This window comes from Acidocella facilis ATCC 35904 (genome assembly GCF_000687875.1).
GTDB classification, from domain to species: Bacteria; Pseudomonadota; Alphaproteobacteria; order Acetobacterales; family Acetobacteraceae; genus Acidocella; species Acidocella facilis.
This window is the reverse complement of the sequence record NZ_JHYG01000010.1, coordinates 23,463-42,549: the sequence shown is the minus strand read 5'-3', so window position 1 is coordinate 42,549 and position 19,087 is coordinate 23,463. Positions and strand designations below refer to the sequence as shown.

Sequence of the window (19,087 nt, the reverse complement as noted above, 5' to 3'; positions counted from 1 at the left end):
TGGCGGTCTCCGGGTTATGGCCAGCAGCGCCCTGCATGGCCTTGGGTTTTGCCGAAATTGGCGATCAAGCCGCCAACATGCAAGGGCGCAGGGGTCAGACCGGCTCCAGCGCGCGGCCCAGGGTCCGGCGCAGCAATTGCCCGGGCTGATGCGGCGCCGCCAGCGCCGCCGCGAACTGCGCCGGGCCGTGGGTTGCCGGCGTCTCGAAGCTGGTGAAGCCGCAGGCGATCAGGAAGCCGAACTGTTCCGGCAGGAAATGCCCGGTGGCGCGGATATCGCCGGCATAGCCGTAATGCTGGCGCAGTGACCGGGCGATGGTGAAGCCGCGCCCGTCCCGGAATTTCGGGAAGGTGATCGTCACCACGGCCAAAGCCGGCAGATGCGGCGCCAGCAGCGCCAAATCCGCATCCGGCGACAGGATGACGCCCGACGGGCCCGACAAGGAGGCGGGGAGGTCCGCGGCGGGATAGAGGGTCAGGCCCTGCGGGTCGGCGATTTCAGCCGCCTTGCGGTCAATGAGTGGCATAGATGGCGTCCTTGAAAGGCGCGGCGCCCAGGCGCCGGTAGGTGTCGATAAACCGTTCGCCAGGCGCGCGGACGGCGAGATAGGCATCCATCAGCGCCGCGATGGCGTCGGGCACATGCGCGGTGGGCACGGCGGGGCCGATGATCTTGCCGATGGCCGCTTTTTCGTCGGCGGCACCGCCGAGGGTGATCTGATAGACCTCCTCGCCATTCTTATCGACGCCGAGCAGCCCGATATGACCGACATGGTGATGGCCGCAGGCATTGATGCAGCCGGAGATATTCACATGCAGCGTGCCGATTTCATGCTGGCGGGGCGCCAGACGCTCGGCGATGCGCTGGGCGACGGGGATGGAGCGGGCCGTGGCCAGCGCGCAGTAATCCATGCCCGGGCAGGCGATGATGTCGGTGACCAGGCCGATATTATCCTCGGCCAGCCCGGCGGCGACCAGATCCTTGAACAGAGCCGGCACATCATCCTTGGCGACATGCGGCAGCACTAGGTTCTGCACATGCGAGACGCGGATTTCGCCCAGCGAATATTTATCCGCGAGATCGGCGACGATATCCATCTCATCCGCGCTGGCATCGCCGGCAATGCCGCCGACCGGCTTCAGCGAGATCACCGCCGAGACATAGCCGGGGGCCTTGTGCGGGTGGGTGTTCTGCTTCACCCAGCGTGCCAAGGCGCGGTCATCCAGCATCGCCGCCTTCAGCACGCCGCCATCCTGGCGGGGCAGGTCGGGTGCCGGGAAGCGCGCCGCCACCGCCTGCACCAGCTCGTCGGTGAGCAGGCAGTAATCGGCCGGCAGGGCGGCGTATTCGTCCTCGACCAACTTGATGAAGGCTTCCGGCTTCATCTCGCGGATCAGGATCTTGATGCGCGCCTTGTAAATATTGTCGCGCCGGCCAAGGGCGTTGTAGACGCGCAGAATCGCCTCGCAATAGCGCAGCAATTCCGGCACCGGCAGATCCTCGCGCAGCTTCACCGCGACATAAGGGGTGCGGCCCAGCCCGCCGCCGGCGAAGATGCGGAACACCGGCGCGCCCTCGGCGTTACGGTAGGCCTCGATACCGATATCATGCACCCGCACCGCCGCGCGGTCATGCCCGGCGCCGACGATGGCGATCTTGAATTTCCGCGGCAGGTAGGTGAATTCCGGATGGTCGGTGGACCATTGGCGGATGATTTCCGCATAGAGGCGCGGATCGACGATTTCATCGGCGGCGGCGCCGGCGAATTCGTCGGTGGTGGTGTTGCGGATGCAGTTGCCGCTGGTCTGGATGCCGTGAATATTGGCCTCGGCCAGCGCCGCCAGGGCGGCGGGCACATCCTCCAGCCGCAGCCAGTTGAACTGGATATTCTGGCGGGTGGTGAAATGGCCGTAGCCGCGATCATAATGCCGGGCCACGTAGGCGAGCTGGCGCAGCTGGGTGGCGCTGAGCACGCCGTAAGGGATGGCGATGCGCAGCATATAAGCGTGCAGCTGCAGATAGACGCCGTTCATCAGCCGCAGCGGCTTGAATTCCTCTTCCGAGAGCTCGCCCTTGCGGCGGCGCTCGACCATGGCGCCGAATTCGCGGGCGCGCTGGCGCAGGAAGTCGCGGTCATATTCGTCATAGCGATAGATCCCCGCGAAGGGCGAGGAGGAGTGCGCGGTCGGCAGCGGCGGCAGGGGCGCGGCCGGGTCACGCCAGACGCCAGCCGGCAGATCGGCGCGCACCGAGGGGCCGCGGGCGCGGATCTGTTCGCGGTGGGCGACGGGCATCAGCGTGCCATTTTCCCGCACCACTTCGACGGCGCGGATTTCCACCACTTGCAACTCGGCATCCGGCGGCATCGCCTGGGCCAGCGCCGCCTCGATCTCCGGCGCGGCATAGGCGCAGGCCTGCTCGACATGTTCCGCCCAGCCCTCAGCCCCCGCAAACCAAACGGAAACGCCATCCGCCAACCGGTTCCCCGTGATCACTTGCAACGCCATATCCGAACCCGCTTCTCATCCACAAATGCGCGCCAGAGCACCCGAACGCGACGGCGGCGCAACCCATCGCAAGAAAAATATTTCTAACACACCCAAGAATGAATGAAAAATCAGAGACGGATTTGCCATAGCAGGCCCATTGGCGGCGAAAGCCTCCTGCGGCAAGCCGGAAGGCTGAAACATCCTCCCGATTCGGCCGGAACCAGAAGCTGGCGGGCGGGCGCGGTTTACAGGCCCCTGCCAGGGTTCTAGCATCCCCCGCCACACGCCAATTGCACCGGGGCCTGCCAATGGGCATCGACGACCAGACGCCAAACATCACCAGCGCGGCGCAGACCAACGCTTCAAATCTCGCGGCCATCGTCGCCGGGCTGCGGCATTCGCGGGAGGTGACGCACAAGATCCGTTATCGCGGCCATGTGCGTGAACTACCCTCCCGCGAGGCCTTGATGCGGATCCGCGACGGGCTGTTCGCGGCGCTGTTCCCGAGCCATTATGGCTGCCCGGACCTGACCGATGAGACCATCGATTATTTCGTCGGCCTGACCCTGACCCGGACCCTGGCGGCGCTGACCGAGCAGGTGCGGCGCGGGCTGCTGTTTCTGGCGCCGGAGAACAAGGCGCGGTTTGAAGAGGCGGAGTGCGCGGCCTGTGACATTGTCCGCGATTTCGCCGCGCAATTGCCGGGGATCCGCTCGGCGCTGGTCGGGGATCTGCAGGCGGCCTATGCCGGTGATCCGGCGGCGACCTCGCTGGCTGAAATCCTGCTCTGCTATCCGGGCATCCGGGCGGTCATTCATCATCGTCTCGCCCACGCTCTCTACCGGCTGGGGGCGCCGCTGGTGCCGCGCCTGCTGGCCAGCATCGCACAGACCGAAACCGCCATCGACATCCATCCCGAGGCGCAGATCGGCCAGCATTTTTTCATCGATCACGGCATCGGCGTGGTCATCGGCCAGACGGCGGTGATCGGCGAGAATGTCCGCCTGTACCAGCATGTCACGTTGGGCGCGAAAAGCTTCACCGAGGACGAGACCGGCGCGCTGGTGAAAGGCGAGCCGCGCCATCCGGTGATCGAGGATGATGTGGTGATCTATGCCGGGGCGACGATTCTGGGCCGTGTGGTGGTCGGCAAGGGCTCGGTGATCGGCGGCAATGTCTGGCTCACCCGCTCGGTGCCGCCCGGCAGCTTCGTCTCCCAGGCGCAGAACCGCCTCGCCGACGGCGCGTGATGTGAGCGTTTAGAGCATCAAGCGCTGATCCTGGCCGCCGCGCTTGGTGGCGCGCGCAGCATGTCGGCCACCTGCGCGGCGAGGTTGGACATGGCGAAGGGCTTGGCGAACAGCGCCATGCCCTCTTCCAGCGCCGTTGTGCCGAGGGCGGCCTGCTCGGCATAGCCGGTGATGAACAGGATTTTCAGGCCGGGCATGAGCTGGCGCGCCGCATCCGCGACCTGACGGCCGTTCAACCCGCCCGGCAGGCCGACATCGGTGATCAATAATTGCAGCTGCGGGGTGTTGCGCAACAGGGTCAGGCCGCTCGCCCCATCCTCCGCCTCGACCACCTTATAGCCGGCCTCTTGCAGCATCGCGACGATCGGGGCGCGGACCACGGCCTCATCGTCGATGACCAGGACACGCGCCCCCTTCCCCGCCTCCAGCACTGGATCAGCGGCGCCGGCGGGCTCGGCGATCTCATCGCCATGATGGCATGGCAGGTAGAGCAGCACCATCGTGCCCAGCCCTGGCGTGGAGTGGATTTCCACATGCCCGCCCGACTGGCGGACGAAGCCATGCACCATCGAAAGCCCCAGGCCGGTACCCTGGCCGATGGGCTTGGTGGTGAAAAACGGATCGAAGACCCGGCCGAGCAGCTCCTTCGGAATGCCGCTGCCGGTATCCGACACGCAGATCGCCAGATATTCGCCGGACGCGATCTCGGCCCCGCGGGCGTTACGGCCATCGAGCCAACGTGTGGTGACCTCGATGGTCAGGCGCCCGCCGTCCGGCATCGCATCGCGCCCATTGATGGCGAGGTTGAGCAGCGCGCTTTCCAGCTGCGCCTTGTCCACGGCGGCGCGCAGCGGCGTGGCCGGGGCCAGCACCTCAAGCCGGATCGACGGGCCGACGGCGCGCTGGATCAGATCGGCGAGGCCCGCGACCAGCTGGCCGACATCGACCGGGCGCGGATCCAGGGTCTGGCGGCGCGAGAAGGCGAGCAGACGCTGCGTCAAGGCGGCCGCGCGTTGCGCCGCCGCCTGCGCGCCGTGCAGAAACCGTTCCAGCCCGCTCGTCCGCCCTTGCGCCAGACGGCGTTCGAGCATTTCCAGGCTGCCGCTGATGCCCTGCAGCAGATTGTTGAAATCATGCGCGATGCCGCCGGTGAGCTGGCCGACCGCTTCCATCTTCTGAGCCTGGCGTAGCGCCTCATGCGCGTCCATCAATTCCCGCGTCCGTTCGGCGACGCGCTGCTCCAGCGTCTCATTGGCGTCGCTGACACGCTGGATCAGGCGGGCATTCTCAATCGCGATCGCGGCCTGGCCGGCGAGGCCGCGCATCAGCGCCTCATGCCGGACGCTGAACTGGGCGCGTTGCGGATGACCGAACAGCATTGTGCCGATGGCGCCGCCTTCGCGCGAGGCGACCGGCACCGCCATATAGCTTGCAACCGGCAGATGCCCGCGCGGCATGCCGCTATGCGGGGCGTTATGGCCGTAGCGAGGATCGGCGGCGATATCGTCGATCCGGATGATCTCGGTGCTCTCGAAGGTCGCGGTCAGCAGGGCTGTCCGGCGCGGCATGGGAAAATGCGAAAAGGCTTCGCGCGGGGCGCCGGAGAGGGTGTAGAGCATCATCCGCTCCCCGGCTTCATTTGTGATATGGTAGAAAAACGCGCCAAACGCCGCGCCGGTCAGCTCCACCCCCGCATCGGTCACCAGCTGCACGATGGTCTCGGGATTTTTCTCAACGATGGTCGCCGCGGCAATCCGGCTTAGAATATCCAGGGCGTGGCGCTCATCCTCCAGGGCCTGGGCGCTGAATTCCTGGCCCTGCTCAAAGATGCCCGCCACGCCGCCGCACTCGTCATGGAGTGGAGAGAGACGATATTGCCACAGCGCGCTCTGCCCCTCCCGTCCCGGCACCTCATGCAGCTGCTCGAAATCGACATGCTCCTGCTGGTCCAGCTTCAGCACATGGCTTTGGATCCGCCCCCAGCCCTCGCCCCAGACCATGGCGGCGGGCAAGCCGTGCAGGCTGTCACGATCAACATTATGGAGGGCCGCCCATTTATCGTTGAACAGCATCAGCTGCGCCGGGCCCCAGTAAATCGCCGTCGGCAAGGGGGATGAAAAACATTGCCGCGCGGCCAGGCGCAGCCCGTATGGCCAGCCCGCCTGCGGCCCCAAAGGCGGGCCGGGCTGGCTTTGCGCGGCCCGCAAGGCTTCGCTCTGGTCCAAACGGCTCAAGCGTCCCCCGAAAATTTCCACAATTTTTTCACCCCATCACGTAGGCTGGCACGGCGGTGCCAGCTTCGTTCCCCATGAAATTGTTAAGGCTTTTCCGGAAATGAGCGCAATTTAATTTTTATCTTGACACGATCTGACCCGGACAAAAACAAAAAAAGCGCCGATAAAGGCGCTTTTTCATGGCGTTATAACTTAAAATGTTAGCGTTCGACCTGGCTGACATCCCTGACGGCGCCCCGGGAGGCGTTCGTCGTCATCGCGGCATAGGCCCGCAGCGCCGGGGAGACATGACGCTTGCGCGCCTCCGCCGGCTTCCAGCCCTTGGCATCCTGGGCGGCGCGGCGGGCGGCGATCACCTCATCCGGCACATCCAGCGTGATGCCGCGATTCGGAATGTCGATCAGGATGCGATCGCCGGTTTCCACCAGCCCGATCAGCCCGCCTTCCGCCGCTTCCGGCGAGACATGGCCGATGGACAGGCCCGAGGTGCCGCCGGAGAAACGGCCATCGGTGATCAACGCGCAGGCCTTGCCCAGCCCTTTCGATTTCAGATAGCTGGTCGGGTACAGCATCTCCTGCATGCCCGGCCCGCCTTTCGGGCCCTCATAGCGGATCACCACCACCTCGCCGGCTTTCACCACGCCCGAGAGAATGGCGGAGACCGAGGCATCCTGGCTCTCGAACACCCGCGCCGTGCCGGTGAAGGTGAGGATGCTCTCATCCACGCCGGCGGTTTTCACGATGCAGCCTTCCGGCGCCAGGTTGCCGAACAGCACCGCCAGCCCGCCATCCTTGGAGAAAGGATGGTCGGCGCTGCGGATCACGCCGGTCTGGCGGTCCGTGTCCAGATCATCCCAACGGGCGGACTGGCTGAAGGCGACCTGGGTGGGCACGCCGCCCGGTGCGGCCTTGAAGAAGTTTTTCACCTCCTCGGAATTGGTGCGGGTGATGTCCCAGCGGTTCAACGCCTCACCCAGGGTCTTCGCATGCACGGTCGGCAGCGAGGCGTCGATCAGCCCGGCTTTTTCCAGCTCGCCCAGGATGGACATGATGCCGCCGGCGCGGTGGACATCTTCCATATGCACATCGCTCTTCGCCGGGGCGACCTTGCACAGGCAGGGCACGCGGCGGGAGAGGCGGTCGATATCGGCCATGGTGAAGTCCACCTCGCCTTCCTGCGCGGCGGCGAGCAGATGCAGCACCGTGTTGGTGGAGCCGCCCATGGCGATATCCAGGCTCATCGCATTCTCGAACGCCTTGAAGCTGGCGATGCCGCGCGGCAGCGCCGTGGCGTCGTCCTGCTCATACCAGCGCTTGGCGAGATCGACGATGAGATGCCCGGCCTCGCGGAACAGCTTCTCACGGTCGGCATGGGTGGCGAGCGTTGAGCCGTTGCCGGGCAAAGACAGGCCCAGCGCCTCGGTCAGGCAGTTCATCGAATTGGCGGTGAACATGCCGGAGCAGGAGCCGCAGGTCGGGCAGGCGGAGCGCTCGATCGTCTGCACCTCCTCGTCCGAATAGCTGTCATCGGCGGCGACGACCATGGCATCGACCAGATCCAGCGCGCGGGACTTGCCCTTCACCACCACCTTGCCGGCCTCCATCGGCCCGCCGGAGACGAAGATGGTGGGAATGTTCAGGCGCAAGGACGCCATCAGCATGCCCGGGGTGATCTTGTCGCAATTGGAGATGCAGACCAGCGCATCGGCGCAATGGGCGTTGACCATATATTCCACCGCATCGGCGATCAGCTCGCGCGAGGGCAGCGAATAGAGCATGCCGTCATGGCCCATGGCGATGCCGTCATCCACCGCGATGGTGTTGAATTCCTTCGCCACACCGCCGGCGGCCTCGATCTCGCGGGCGACCAGCTGGCCGAGATCCTTCAGATGCACATGGCCGGGCACGAACTGGGTGAAGCTGTTGGCAATCGCGATGATCGGCTTACCGAAATCCCCATCCTTCATGCCGGTGGCGCGCCAGAGCCCGCGGGCGCCGGCCATGTTGCGGCCATGGGTGGTGGTGCGGGAACGATAGGCGGGCATGGTTATCTCCGGGTTTCGCGTTTCCTGCCCCATTAAACCCGTTCCCAGCGGAGGTAAAATATATTATTTCAACCAGACTAGGTCGTGGGACATATCAGTAAATGGACGTCCGGCAATTGCGGCAATTTCTGGCGGTGGCGGAGACGCTGCATTTCGGGCGGGCGGCGCGGCGGCTGAACATGACCCAGCCGCCGCTGAGCCAATCCATCCGCGCCCTGGAAGGCGAGCTGGGGGCGCCGCTGTTCATCCGCACCAAGCGCAGCGTGGCGTTGAGCGCCTTCGGCGCCGCCTGGCTCGGGCATGTGCGGCAGGCCATCAGCGGCATCGACGCGCTGGGTGAGATCGCGCAGCAGCTCATTCTCGGCACCAAGGGCCGGCTGTCCCTGAGCTTCGTTTCAACCGCCGATTATTCCGTGCTGCCCTCGCTGGTCCGGCGGTTTTCAGCGCTTTACCCGGATATCGACATCGCCCTGACGGAGGCGACGAGCAATGTTCAGATCGCCTTGCTGCAGGATGGCAAGGCGCAGGCGGGGATCATCATCGCCCCGCAACATGGCGGCCTTCCGGCGTCCCTCACCTATAGGCGGCTGCTGCGCGAGCCCTTGCTGGTGGCGCTGCCGGAGGACTGGATCGCCTCCGGCCGGGTGCGGCTTCAGGGGGACGGCCTGCCGCCGGCGCGGATTTTGGATGCGCCTCTGGTGATTTTCCCGCAGCCGATGGCGCCGTCCTTCTACGAGCTGGTGTTCGGCTTCTACCGCGCCCACGGCGTTGAGCCGCGCGTGGCCCAGTTCGCGACGCAAATGCAGACCATCATCAGCCTGGTTTCGGCCGGGCTGGGCATCGCCTTGGTGCCGGCCTCACTGCGGCATCTTGCCCGTACCGGCGTGCGCTATTGCCCGTTGCAGGGCGATGCGCCGGTGCTGGAGACCGGGCTGGCATGGCGGACGGATGACGATGCGCCGAGTCTCCGGCATTTCCTGCAGCTGGCCGAGGCGATCGCCGACGATCCAAACTGAGCCCGCGCCGGGGACGGATTTTATTTGCGCCGGACGGTTATCTGCAAATTCAGTTTTCTACGCTTCGACCTTAAAATATTCGGCCGGATTGCCGCATCACCTGCCCGAATTTCGATTCGACAAGAGGCTGACGCCATGCAAAAGCCTCATTCTTGACCAACAACAAACGCATGGAAATGAACGCCCCCACGCCTCGCGCCCCAACCGGTTTCGCCCGGCTGCGCCTTGCGCCTGTTAGCGCCATGATCCTGGGGGCCGGGCTGCTCTCGGCCTGCGCCACCCCGGCCCCGCCGGCCGCAGCGCCGCAAGTCAGCGTCGCGCAGCCGCCGCCAGTGCTGCCGCCGCGCGCGCCGCAGCTGGTGGATGCCGGCCCGGAACTGACCGGCACGGCCTCCTGGTACAAGCCGGGCCCGGGGCTACGCCGGACCTGCACCGGTGAAGTGTTCCGCAAGGATGGCATGACCGCCGCCTCCCCCAGCATTCCCGTGGGGACGCGGGTGCGCGTCTCGCTGGCGGATGATGGCCAGGATGACCGCTCGATCATCGTGCGGGTGAATGATTGCATGCCGCAAGGCCATCGTATCCTCGACCTTTCCGAAGGGGCCGCGGCGCAGCTTGGTTTGGTCAATCTGGGCGTTGCCCAGGTGAACGTGACCCCGGTGATGCTGGTGGATAACCGCTAAATTTTACGGCTAGAGCATCAAGCTTTTAGCTTGATGCTCTAGGTTTTGTTTTAGCGAACAATTTCATGTGTTTATCTTGACGCTGGCGCGTCAAGATAAACACATATTGCTCTCGCCTCAGGCCTTACGCAGCAGAAACAGCCCCTGCTCGCCGAACAGATTGGCCAGACGCGCCGAGCGGCGCCACGGGGTCCGGCGCCCTTCCTCATCCGCTGCCTGCCAATCCTCGACGACATACCCATCCGCATCGCACAAATCGAAGAAATCCCGGATCGTGCAGGGGTGGATGTTGGGCGTCTCGAACCACATCCGGTTCCAGTTGGCCGTCATCGGCATGCGGCCGCGCAGCAGCAGCTGCAGGCGCAGATTCCAATGGCCGAAATTCGGGAAGGAGACGATGGCGTGGGTTGAGATGCGCAGCATCTGCCGCAGCACCTCACGCGGCTGCTCGACGGCCTGCAGTGTGCGGGAGAGAATGACGTAATCGAAGGCGTGATCGGGGTAGGTCACCAGCTCCGTATCGGCATCGCCCTGCATCACCGGCAGCCCGTGCGAGATGGCGCGCTGCACCTCTTGCATGTCGATCTCGATGCCGCGCGCGTCGCATTGCTTGGCGCGGATCAGATGTTCGATGAGCTGGCCTTCCGCGCAGCCGACATCGAGCACGCGCGAGCCGGGCTGCACCATGGCCGCGATCAAGGCCAGATCCACGCGCATTTTCTTGGCCCCGCTCATGCCAGCCCCGCATGTTCGGCGCAGCCGACGAGAAAGCCGCGCAGCGTGGCGTGGAAATCCGGCTCATCCAGCAGAAACGCGTCATGCCCCTTGTCGGACTGGACTTCCACGAAGGACACGTTGGCGGCGGCATGGTTCAGCGCCCGCGCGATGGTGCGGCTCTGCGCGGTGGGAAACAGCCAGTCCGAGGAAAAGGAGACCAGCAGGAAACGCGCGCTGGCGCCGCGAAAGGCCTGCGACAGCCCGCCTTCATGATCGCCGGCGAGATCGAACAGATCCATGGCGCGGGTGATCGAGAGATAGGAATTGGCGTCGAATCGGGTGACGAAGCTCGACCCCTGATATTGCAGATAGCTTTCCACCGCGAACTGCTCGCCCAACGCCGATAACCCTTCCGCATTTTGCAGCTTGCGGCCGAATTTCCGGGTCAGGGCCTCTTCGGAGACGTAGGTGATATGCGCCGTCATCCGCGCCACCGCGAGGCCGCGCTCGGGCCGCACGCCCTGGGCCCAGTAATGGCCGTTGCAGAAGGCCGGATCCGCGAAGATCGCCTGCCGGCCGATTTCGTGAAAGGCGATGTTCTGGGCGGAATGGTAATAGGCCGCCGCGATCGGCACGGCAGCGTAGAGCATCTCCGGATATTGCACCGCCCAGGACAAGGCCTGCATGCCGCCCATCGAGCCGCCGATGACCGCGAACAATTTGCGGATGCCGAAATGCTCGACCAGACGCTTCTGCACCCGCACCATGTCATGGATGGTGATGACCGGAAAATCCCGCCCCCAGAGCTCGCCGGGCGCCTCGCCGCGCGGCGAGCGCGGGCCGGTGGAGCCCATGCAGCCGCCGAGGACGTTAGAGCAGATGACGAAATATTTGTCGGTATCGATCGGCGCGCCGGGGCCGACGACGCGCTCCCACCAGCCGGGCCGGCCCGTCTCTGGGTTCTGCTCGGCGACATATTGATCGCCGGTGAGCGCATGGCAGATCATGATCGCGTTGCTCTTCGCGGCATTCAGCGTGCCATAGGTGCGATAGGCCACGGTCACGCTGGGCAAGGCGCGACCGCAATCGAGCATGACTCCCTCGGGGAAGGTCACGCATTGATGCGGGAAATCGGTAGAGGCCGGCGTCTGGTCCATTCTGCCAATCGCATATGCGCTGGCCCTCCCCAAGGCGCAATCCCCATCCTGACATGGAAGAACAACTGCCGGATATGGCTTGGCGGGGTTGGGCTGGTTGGGGTATCTACACGCGTGATGAACGACCTGCCCTCTCCAGCCTCGCGCCTGGCCGAATTGCGCGCTGAACTCGACGCGATCGATGATCAGATCCATGATCTGCTGATGCAGCGGGCCCGCGTGGTCGAGAATGTCGCCAGCCAGGGCGGCAAAAAGGGCACCAAGATCCGCCCCGGGCGGGAAGCCGTCATTCTGCGGAGGCTGCTGGCGCGCCATCAGGGCGCCTGGCCGGCACAGGCCATCGTGCGGATCTGGCGGGAAATGTTCGGTGCCGCATTGATCATCGAGGGCGGCCAGACCATGGCGGTTTGCGACGGCGAAGGCGGCGAGGCCCGCCTGGCCCTGGCGCGGGAGCATTTCGGCCCGCTGACGCCGGTGCGCCGGCATCACAACCCCGCCCAGACCCTGTCCGACCTCACCCGCGAGGGCGGCGCGCAGCTGGGCGTGCTGCCGCCGCTGGGCGAAGGCGACGATGCGCAAGGCGGCTGGTGGCAGCTCCTGGCCTCGAACGGAACCCCGATTTATGTCATCGCCAAGCTCCCGTTCTGGACGCATCGCGCCGAAGGCTTGCCGCTGGGCGAGGCGTTGGTGGCGGCGACCGTGCCCCCGGACCCGAGCGGCTCTGATCGCGGCTTGCTGCTGCTGCGCTTCGGCGCCGAGGCCTCGCGGGCCCGGCTGATCGAGCTGGTCAAGGCCGCCGGCTTCGACCCGACGGCGCTCTGGGTCAAACGGCTGGCGGGCGATACCGGCGTGCTGGCGCTGCTGGAAGTGACCGGGCTGATCGCTGACAGCGACCCGCGCCTTTCGGCCATTGCCGGGCTGGAGACGCCGCCGCGCGTTGTCGGCGGCTATGCGTTGCCGCTGGAAGAGACCGCCTGATCATGAGCAGCCCTGTCGCGCGGCCGGAGATTTTCTCCGTGGCGTCCTATGTCGGTGGTGAATCCAAGCTCGCGGGCTTCGAGCATCCGGTCAAGCTGTCATCCAACGAGGGCGCGTTCGGGCCGCCGCCAGGGGCGCTGAAAGCAATGGCGGAGGCCGCCTCCGGCATGCATCGCTACCCCGATGGGAGCAGCGGCAAGTTGCGCGCGGCGATTGGCGCCAAATTCGGGCTGGACCCGGACCGCATCGTCTGCGGCAATGGCTCGGACGAGGTGCTGACCCTGCTGATCCAGTCTTATGGCGGACCGGGGACCGAGCTGATCATGAGCGAGCACGGATTCTCGATCTATGAGATTTCCGGCAAGCTGGCGGGCTGCACGGTCATCAAGGCGCCGGAGCGTGAGCTGACCACCGATGTCGATGCCATACTGAGCCTGGTGACCCCCGCCACGCGCATGGTGTTCATCGCCAACCCCAATAACCCGACCGGAACGATGCTGGCGCAAGGCGAGGTGGAGCGGCTGCGCGCCGGGCTGCGGGCGGATATTCTGCTGGTGCTGGATGCCGCCTATGCCGAATATGTCGAGCGCGAGGATTACGATGCCGGGGTGAAGCTGGTGGATGCCGGCGACAACACGGTGATGACCCGGACCTTCTCAAAGATTTTCGGCATGGGCGGCGCGCGGCTGGGCTGGTGCTACGCGCCGGCGGCGGTGATCGACGTGCTCAACCGCACCCGCCCGCCCTTCAACATCAATGTGTTCGCCGCCGCCGCCGGGATGGCGGCGCTGCGTGAGGAAGGCTGGCTGGAACACAGCCGGGCGCATAACGGCATCGAACGCCGCCGCCTGAGCGAGCGCCTGACCCAGAGCGGCCTCAAGGTCATCCCGTCCGAGGCCAATTTCATCCTGGTCGATTTCGTCACCGTCGAGCGGGCTTCGGCCGCGGATGCCTATCTGCGCCAGCGCGGCTATATCGTCCGGCAGGTGAAATCCTACGGCCTGCCGCATTGCCTGCGGATCACCATCGGCACATCGGCGGAATGCAGCCGGGTGGCGGAAATTCTGACCGAGTTCTGTCATGACTGAGCCTTTATTCAACCGTCTGGCGCTGATCGGCATTGGCCATATCGGCGCCTCCATCGCCGGGGCGCTGAAGCTGCATCCTGGCACGGTCGGGCAGCTGGTGATCGCGGATGCCAATCCGGCGCATCTGCAGCGCGCCGAGGAGCTGGGGCTTGGCGATGTCTATTGCGCCGATGCCGCCATGGCGGTCAGCGGCGCCGATGGGGTCATCCTCTGCACGCCGGTCGGCAGCTTCGCTGGGCTGGCGGCGGCGATCGCGCCGCATCTGCAGCCGGGCTGCATCCTCTCGGATGTCGGCTCGACCAAGCAATCGGCGATCCGCGATGTGCTGCCCTTCGTGCCGGCGGGGGTTGCCTTCGTGCCGGCGCATCCGATGGCGGGCACCGAGTTTTCCGGCCCGGATGCGGGCCTGGCCAATCTGTTCGAGGGGCGCTGGTGCCTGCTGACGCCGATCGAAGGCATGGACGAGGCGGCGGCGCAGAAGATCGAAGCCTTGTGGCGGGTGCTGGGCGCGCGCACGGCGCGGATGGGGGCGGCGCATCATGACCGGGTGCTGGCCATCGTCTCGCATCTGCCGCATCTGCTCGCCTTCACCATCTGCGGCACCGCGGATGATCTGGCGGACGAGACACGCGAGGAAGTGCTGCAATTCGCGGCCACCGGGTTTCGTGATTTCACCCGAATCGCCGCCTCCGATCCGGTGATGTGGCGCGACATCTTCACCAACAACAAGGACGCGCTGCTGGAGATGTTCTCGCGCTTCTCCGAGGACGCGCAGGCCATGGCCCGCGCCGTGCGCTGGGGCGATACCGACTATATCGAGGATAAGATCAACCGGGGCCGCAAGATCCGGAAAAGCCTGATCGATATCAAACAAGCCTGAGGACGCCAGAGATGATCGTGGATATCCGCACCTATAAGTTCCAGCCCGGCAAGATGGGCGCCTGGCTGAAACTCTATGAGGAGCTGGCCTGGCCGCTGCAGAAAAAGCATCTGGGCGAATGCCTGGGGTTCTACACGACGATCGAGGGCGAGCTGCATCAGGTGGTGCATATCTGGCGCTATCAGAGCCAGGCTGACCGCGAGGCGCGGCGCAACGCCATGGCAAAGGAACCCGGATGGGCGCAGTTCCTGGCGGAAACGGCGAAGCTGGACGGGTTCCTCTCGATGGAGAACAAGCTGGCGCGGGAAACGCCGTTTTTCGCCGCCAAATGAGCATGCAGAGCACCGCCATCATCATCGCCGCCGGGCTTGGCACGAGGATGAAATCCAGCCTGCCGAAAGCCGCCCACAAGATCGCCGGGCAGCCGATGCTGGTGCATCTCATCCGCGCCGCGGAGCAGGTGTTCGACCGGATCGTCGTGGTGATCGGGCCGGACATGCCGGCCCTGGCGGCGCTGGCGGCCCCGCATCAGGTGGCCATCCAGGCCGAGCGGCTGGGCACCGCCCATGCCGCGCGGCAGGCGGAACCCTATTTCGGCGACGGGCCGGTGGCGATTTTCTATGCCGACAACCCGCTGGTCTCGGCCGAGACCATGCGCGCCCTGCTGGCCCGCCTGCGGGAGGGTGATGCCGGCCTCTCGCTGCTGGGCATGACCCCGCCGGATGCGGCGAAATATGGGCGGCTGGTGATGGAGGGCGGCTATCTCGCCCGCATCGTCGAATATAATGACGCCTCCCCGCAAGAGCGCGCGATCACCTTCTGCAATGCCGGCGGCATGGCGGCTTCGGGCCCGGATATGAGACGCTGGCTCGCGCGGGTGGGCAACGACAATGCGAAAGGCGAGTTCTATCTCACCGACATCGTCGCACTGGCCCGCCAGGAGGGCGTCAATGTCGCGGCCTTGGACGCGGCGCATGATGAATGTCTCGGGGTGAATTCGCGCGCCGAGCTGGCGCTGGCGGAGGCGGCCTTTCAGAGCCGCGCCAGGAGCCGCTTCATGCGCGACGGCGTGACATTGCAGGCCCCGGATACGGTGTTTTTCGCAGGCGATACGCAAATCGGCGCCGATACGGTGATCGGCCCGCATGTCGTCTTCGGCCCTGGCGTCGCCATCGAGGGGGGCGTGGAGATCAAAGCGTTCTCGCATCTCGAAGGGTGCAGCGTGAAGACCGGCGCCGTGATCGGCCCTTATGCAAGGCTGCGCCCGGGGGCGGAGGTCGGCGAGGACGCGCATGTTGGGAATTTCGTCGAGCTGAAAGCGGCGAAGCTCGGCAAGGGCGCGAAGGCCAATCATCTGACCTATCTCGGCGATGCGGAGATCGGCCCTGGCAGCAATATCGGCGCGGGCACGATCACCTGCAATTACGACGGCAAGGCCAAGCACAAGACCGTGATCGGCGCGAAAGCCTTCATCGGCTCGAACAGCGCGCTGGTGGCGCCGGTGCGCATCGGCGATGAGGCGCTGATCGCGGCCGGGTCGGTGATCACGCAAGATGTGCCAGAACAGGCCGTGGCGTTCGGCCGCGCCCGCCAGGTGACGAAGCCGCGCAAGGGCTGAAGCTATGATCGGCGCCGAAACGGCGCCGATGCCTCAGCGCAGATGCAGAGCCTGGAACAGCCTGGCGCTGGCCGGGATGAGGCGGATCAATAGATGCCGCTCGGCCACCGCCAGAGCGATCACCAGCAGCAGGACCAGCAAGACGATCAGCAGCGGGCTGGCTGCCTGTTTGGCCTGGCGTGCGGCCGGGGGCTCATCCTGATCGACGTCCTGGCTGCGCGCCGCCCGCACCAGGCTGGCGAAGCGGTCCGCATCCCCCTCCGGGATCTCGGCCTTGATGGTATCGGGCTCGGTGTGGCGCGCAGGCGGCACAGCGGCTGCGGCAGCATGGGGGGCCGAGGCCTCCTGACGAAGGGCCGCCTGCATCTCGGCGGCGGCTTCAGGATCGGCCGGCTGACCGAAGCGGCGAGTCGCAGCCTCGCTGGCCGGCATGTCGGGGGTCGGCGCGGCGTCCAGTGGGGCCTCAGGCGATGGGGCCGGCGCAAACGCCCAGCCATGCCCGCATTGTTCGCAGCGCAGGCGGCGCACGCTCTCGCCGAGCAGATTGTCGGGAACGTCATAAAGCGTCTGGCAATTGGGGCAGGCGATCCGCATTGCGTTGCAATGGATGGCATTTTTAGCCTAGCGCCGCAATAACACCTTCAGCCCACAAAGCATTTTGTCGAAAATAAACGCCCCGCAGACCTTGCTGGCCCCCGCCTTGTCGCGGCACTAGTAACGCCATGAGAGGACTGACCTGATGATCAGGTTCGACGATGTCTGGCTGCGTTACCATCATGCGGCGCGGGACGGTGAAGCGGAGGCCCTGCGTGCCGTCAGCTTCGAAATCGAGGAAGGCGGGTTTCGCTGGCTCACCGGCCCCTCCGGGGCCGGAAAGACGAGCCTGTTGAAGCTCATCTATCTGGCCGAGCATCCCGCGCGGGGCCGCATCGAGATCCTCAACACCAGGGCCAACCGGCTGACCCGGCGCGACGCCGCCCTGCTGCGCCGGCGGATCGGCGTGGTGTACCAGGATTTCCGCCTGCTGCCGCAGCTCGATGCCTATGACAACGTGGCGTTGCCGATGCGCCTGGCGCGCCGTGGCGAGGCCCAGGTGAAGGCGGATGTGACGGAGATTTTGCGCTGGGTGGGGCTGGCGCATCGCATGCATGCCCGGCCTGACGAGCTCTCCGGCGGCGAGCAGCAGCGCATTGCCATCGCCAGGGCCGTGGTGGCCCGGCCGCGGCTGCTGGTCGCCGATGAACCGACGGGAAATCTCGATGACGAACAGGCACAACGCCTGATGCTGCTGATCACAGCACTCAACAAGCTCGGCACGACCGTGGTGGTGGCCACGCATAATGCCGCCCTGGTGGAGCATTATCCGTTTCCCCGCCTGAGCCTGGAAAATGGCCGCCTGGTGCATGATGGCTAGGCATCGCGGAGATCTGCTGGGGCTGCGCTCGGCCTTGTCGGACCGGCTGCTGCCGGTGCTGGTCGGGGCGATGAGCTTTCTCGCCGCGCTGGCGCTCGGCGGCGCGCTCGCCTGCGCGAATTTGGCGCAAAGCTGGCAAGGCGATACCGCCGCCGCCCTGACCATCCAGATCCCGCAGCCGGCCGATCCGGATGCCGGCAATGATGGCACGCGCCTCGCCGCCGTGCAGCGCGCGCTGGCGGCCAACCATGATGTTCAGGATGCGACGGTCCTGACCACGGCGGAGATGAACCGGCTGATCGCGCCCTGGATCGGCGGCGATGCCGCCTCACTCGGGCTGGCCCTGCCCGCGATCATCACCGCGCAATGGGCCGGCAGCGGCAGCAGCGATGCGCTCGCGGCGCAGCTGCAGCAGCTCAGCCCGGGCACGGTGATCCGCACCGGCGCGATCTGGGCGCAGCGCGTCGCCACCTTGACGACCAGCCTGCAAGGTTGCGCCTTGGCGGTGCTGCTGATCGTCGCCCTGGTGGCCGCCGCCGTGGTCGCTGTGGCGACACGCTCCGGCCTGGCGCAATTGCGCGACACGATCGAGATCGTGCACGGGCTGGGCGCGTTGGAGGCGGATATCGCGACACGTTTCGCCGGCCGGGCGACATGGCTGGCCCTGGCCGGCGCGCTGGGCGGGACCGTGCTCGCCGCCCCCGTGCTGGCCTGGCTGGCCTGGCTGGCCAGCCCGTTCACCGGGCCGGCGCATCCAGCAAGCCTGTTCAACCTGCCGCCGGCCCTGCTGGCCCTGCTCCCGCTCCTGCCCGCCTGCGCGGCGCTGATTGGCTGGAGCACAGCCCAGATCACGGTTCGGGGCTGGCTGCGGCGGCTGCCGTGAGCTTGCGCCAGCGCCCGCGCCGCCGCCGCTGGTCGCTCACCCGGCTGCTTTCCCGGGTGATATTGCTGGTGCTCGGCGCCTGGTCGGCCGGATTTCTGGTCTATCTGGGCCTCGTCTTCACGGCCACGCCGCCCAACCCCTTGCCGCCGGCGGATGGCATCGTCGCGTTGACCGGCGGCGATGACCGGATCAGCGCCGCGCTGGCGCTGCTTGCCGAGCACGAGGCGCCGCTGCTGTTGATCTCCGGCGCCGGCAAGGGCACCTATCTCGGCGATTTCACCCAGGATGATCGCAGCGCCGCGACCCGGTATGCCGATGCGATCACGCTGGGGCATATGGCGGCAACCACCCATGATAATGGCGCCGAGACCGCCGCCTGGGCCAAGGCGCACCATATGCGCTCGCTGATCGTGGTCACCGCGGATTACCATATGCCGCGGGCGTTGCTGGAAATTCAGCGCGCCCTGCCCGGCGTGGCGCTGATCCCCGATCCGGTGCGGCCGCCGGCGATGCGCGACCGCTTGACGCTGCCGACAGTTCGATTACTGGCCATCGAATATAGCAAATATCTGGTGGTGCGCGCCGGGCTGGGCGGCCTGTTCAGCACCAACGACGCTGGAGATTATTGACGAACG

At 66.1% G+C, this 19,087-nt stretch carries 18 protein-coding genes; 11 read left to right on the top strand and 7 right to left on the bottom strand.

Annotated elements, in window-relative coordinates:
• Positions 1-94 precede the first annotated feature (94 nt).
• Complete coding sequence (locus T331_RS18365) at positions 95-526, bottom strand: DUF934 domain-containing protein (protein WP_051622369.1); 432 nt, start codon at positions 524-526, stop codon at positions 95-97.
• Positions 513-2,507 carry a DUF2849 domain-containing protein gene (locus T331_RS0113020; protein ID WP_026440335.1) on the bottom strand — a complete coding sequence of 665 codons (1,995 nt, stop codon included), beginning with the start codon at positions 2,505-2,507 and terminating at the stop codon, positions 513-515. Before T331_RS0113020 ends, T331_RS18365 begins: the two co-directional genes overlap by 14 nt.
• Before the next feature lie 290 nt (positions 2,508-2,797).
• Here T331_RS0113020 and epsC point away from each other — a divergent pair, with 290 nt between their 5' ends.
• On the top strand, positions 2,798-3,739 hold the full coding sequence (epsC, locus tag T331_RS0113015; protein ID WP_008492005.1) for a serine O-acetyltransferase EpsC: 942 nt from the start codon (positions 2,798-2,800) through the stop codon (positions 3,737-3,739).
• 17 nt (positions 3,740-3,756) lie between these two features.
• On the opposite strand, the gene T331_RS18360 is transcribed toward epsC, so the two are convergent.
• A complete protein-coding gene (locus tag T331_RS18360) occupies positions 3,757-5,973 on the bottom strand; it encodes a GAF domain-containing hybrid sensor histidine kinase/response regulator (RefSeq protein ID WP_244876959.1) in 2,217 nt (738 codons plus the stop codon).
• A 200-nt stretch (positions 5,974-6,173) separates the two neighbouring features.
• Positions 6,174-8,018 (bottom strand): dihydroxy-acid dehydratase, encoded by a 1,845-nt coding sequence (ilvD, locus tag T331_RS0113005; RefSeq protein ID WP_026440333.1) that lies wholly within the window; start codon positions 8,016-8,018, stop codon positions 6,174-6,176.
• A gap of 101 nt (positions 8,019-8,119) precedes the next feature.
• Between ilvD and T331_RS0113000 the strand changes: the two genes are divergently transcribed.
• Both T331_RS0113000 and T331_RS18355 read left to right on the top strand, forming a co-directional pair.
• Positions 8,120-9,034 (top strand): LysR family transcriptional regulator, encoded by a 915-nt coding sequence (locus T331_RS0113000; protein WP_026440332.1) that lies wholly within the window; start codon positions 8,120-8,122, stop codon positions 9,032-9,034.
• Between the two features lie 152 nt (positions 9,035-9,186).
• Positions 9,187-9,717 carry a septal ring lytic transglycosylase RlpA family protein gene (locus T331_RS18355; RefSeq protein ID WP_211248727.1) on the top strand — a complete coding sequence of 177 codons (531 nt, stop codon included), beginning with the start codon at positions 9,187-9,189 and terminating at the stop codon, positions 9,715-9,717.
• Between the two features lie 117 nt (positions 9,718-9,834).
• On the opposite strand, the gene metW is transcribed toward T331_RS18355, so the two are convergent.
• Entirely contained in the window at positions 9,835-10,434 is a 600-nt protein-coding gene (gene metW / locus T331_RS0112990) for a methionine biosynthesis protein MetW (RefSeq protein WP_026440331.1), read from the bottom strand.
• A gap of 14 nt (positions 10,435-10,448) precedes the next feature.
• Positions 10,449-11,591 (bottom strand): homoserine O-acetyltransferase MetX, encoded by a 1,143-nt coding sequence (gene metX, locus T331_RS0112985; RefSeq protein ID WP_026440330.1) that lies wholly within the window; start codon positions 11,589-11,591, stop codon positions 10,449-10,451.
• A 117-nt stretch (positions 11,592-11,708) separates the two neighbouring features.
• Here metX and T331_RS0112980 point away from each other — a divergent pair, with 117 nt between their 5' ends.
• Genes T331_RS0112980 through glmU form a run of 5 tightly spaced genes read left to right on the top strand, consistent with a single transcriptional unit; the run spans position 11,709 to position 16,155 of the window.
• Positions 11,709-12,569 (top strand): chorismate mutase, encoded by an 861-nt coding sequence (locus T331_RS0112980; RefSeq protein WP_008491997.1) that lies wholly within the window; start codon positions 11,709-11,711, stop codon positions 12,567-12,569.
• Entirely contained in the window at positions 12,569-13,657 is a 1,089-nt protein-coding gene (gene hisC, locus T331_RS0112975) for a histidinol-phosphate transaminase (RefSeq protein ID WP_144052589.1), read from the top strand. Before T331_RS0112980 ends, hisC begins: the two co-directional genes overlap by 1 nt.
• Entirely contained in the window at positions 13,650-14,537 is an 888-nt protein-coding gene (locus tag T331_RS0112970; RefSeq protein WP_008491994.1) for a prephenate/arogenate dehydrogenase family protein, read from the top strand. Before hisC ends, T331_RS0112970 begins: the two co-directional genes overlap by 8 nt.
• 11 nt (positions 14,538-14,548) lie before the next feature.
• On the top strand, positions 14,549-14,869 hold the full coding sequence (locus T331_RS0112965; RefSeq protein ID WP_026440328.1) for an NIPSNAP family protein: 321 nt from the start codon (positions 14,549-14,551) through the stop codon (positions 14,867-14,869).
• Positions 14,870-14,871: 2 nt separating this feature from the next.
• On the top strand, positions 14,872-16,155 hold the full coding sequence (glmU, locus tag T331_RS0112960; RefSeq protein ID WP_026440327.1) for a bifunctional UDP-N-acetylglucosamine diphosphorylase/glucosamine-1-phosphate N-acetyltransferase GlmU: 1,284 nt from the start codon (positions 14,872-14,874) through the stop codon (positions 16,153-16,155).
• Between the two features lie 33 nt (positions 16,156-16,188).
• Here glmU and T331_RS20560 read toward each other — a convergent pair whose 3' ends face one another.
• Positions 16,189-16,749 (bottom strand): zinc-ribbon domain-containing protein, encoded by a 561-nt coding sequence (locus T331_RS20560; RefSeq protein ID WP_026440326.1) that lies wholly within the window; start codon positions 16,747-16,749, stop codon positions 16,189-16,191.
• 145 nt (positions 16,750-16,894) lie between these two features.
• On the opposite strand from T331_RS20560, the gene ftsE reads away from it, so the two are divergent.
• The 3 genes from ftsE to T331_RS0112940 are packed head-to-tail and all read left to right on the top strand — an operon-like array spanning position 16,895 to position 19,081.
• Positions 16,895-17,569, top strand: a complete 675-nt coding sequence (ftsE, locus tag T331_RS0112950; RefSeq protein WP_008491989.1) for a cell division ATP-binding protein FtsE — start codon at positions 16,895-16,897, stop codon at positions 17,567-17,569.
• Positions 17,559-18,452 (top strand): cell division protein FtsX, encoded by an 894-nt coding sequence (locus T331_RS0112945; RefSeq protein ID WP_008491988.1) that lies wholly within the window; start codon positions 17,559-17,561, stop codon positions 18,450-18,452. The genes ftsE and T331_RS0112945 overlap by 11 nt, the downstream gene beginning before the upstream one ends.
• Positions 18,449-19,081: a YdcF family protein gene (locus T331_RS0112940; RefSeq protein ID WP_008491987.1), complete on the top strand. Its 633-nt coding sequence runs from the start codon at positions 18,449-18,451 to the stop codon at positions 19,079-19,081. The genes T331_RS0112945 and T331_RS0112940 overlap by 4 nt, the downstream gene beginning before the upstream one ends.
• Positions 19,082-19,087: the final 6 nt, after the last annotated feature.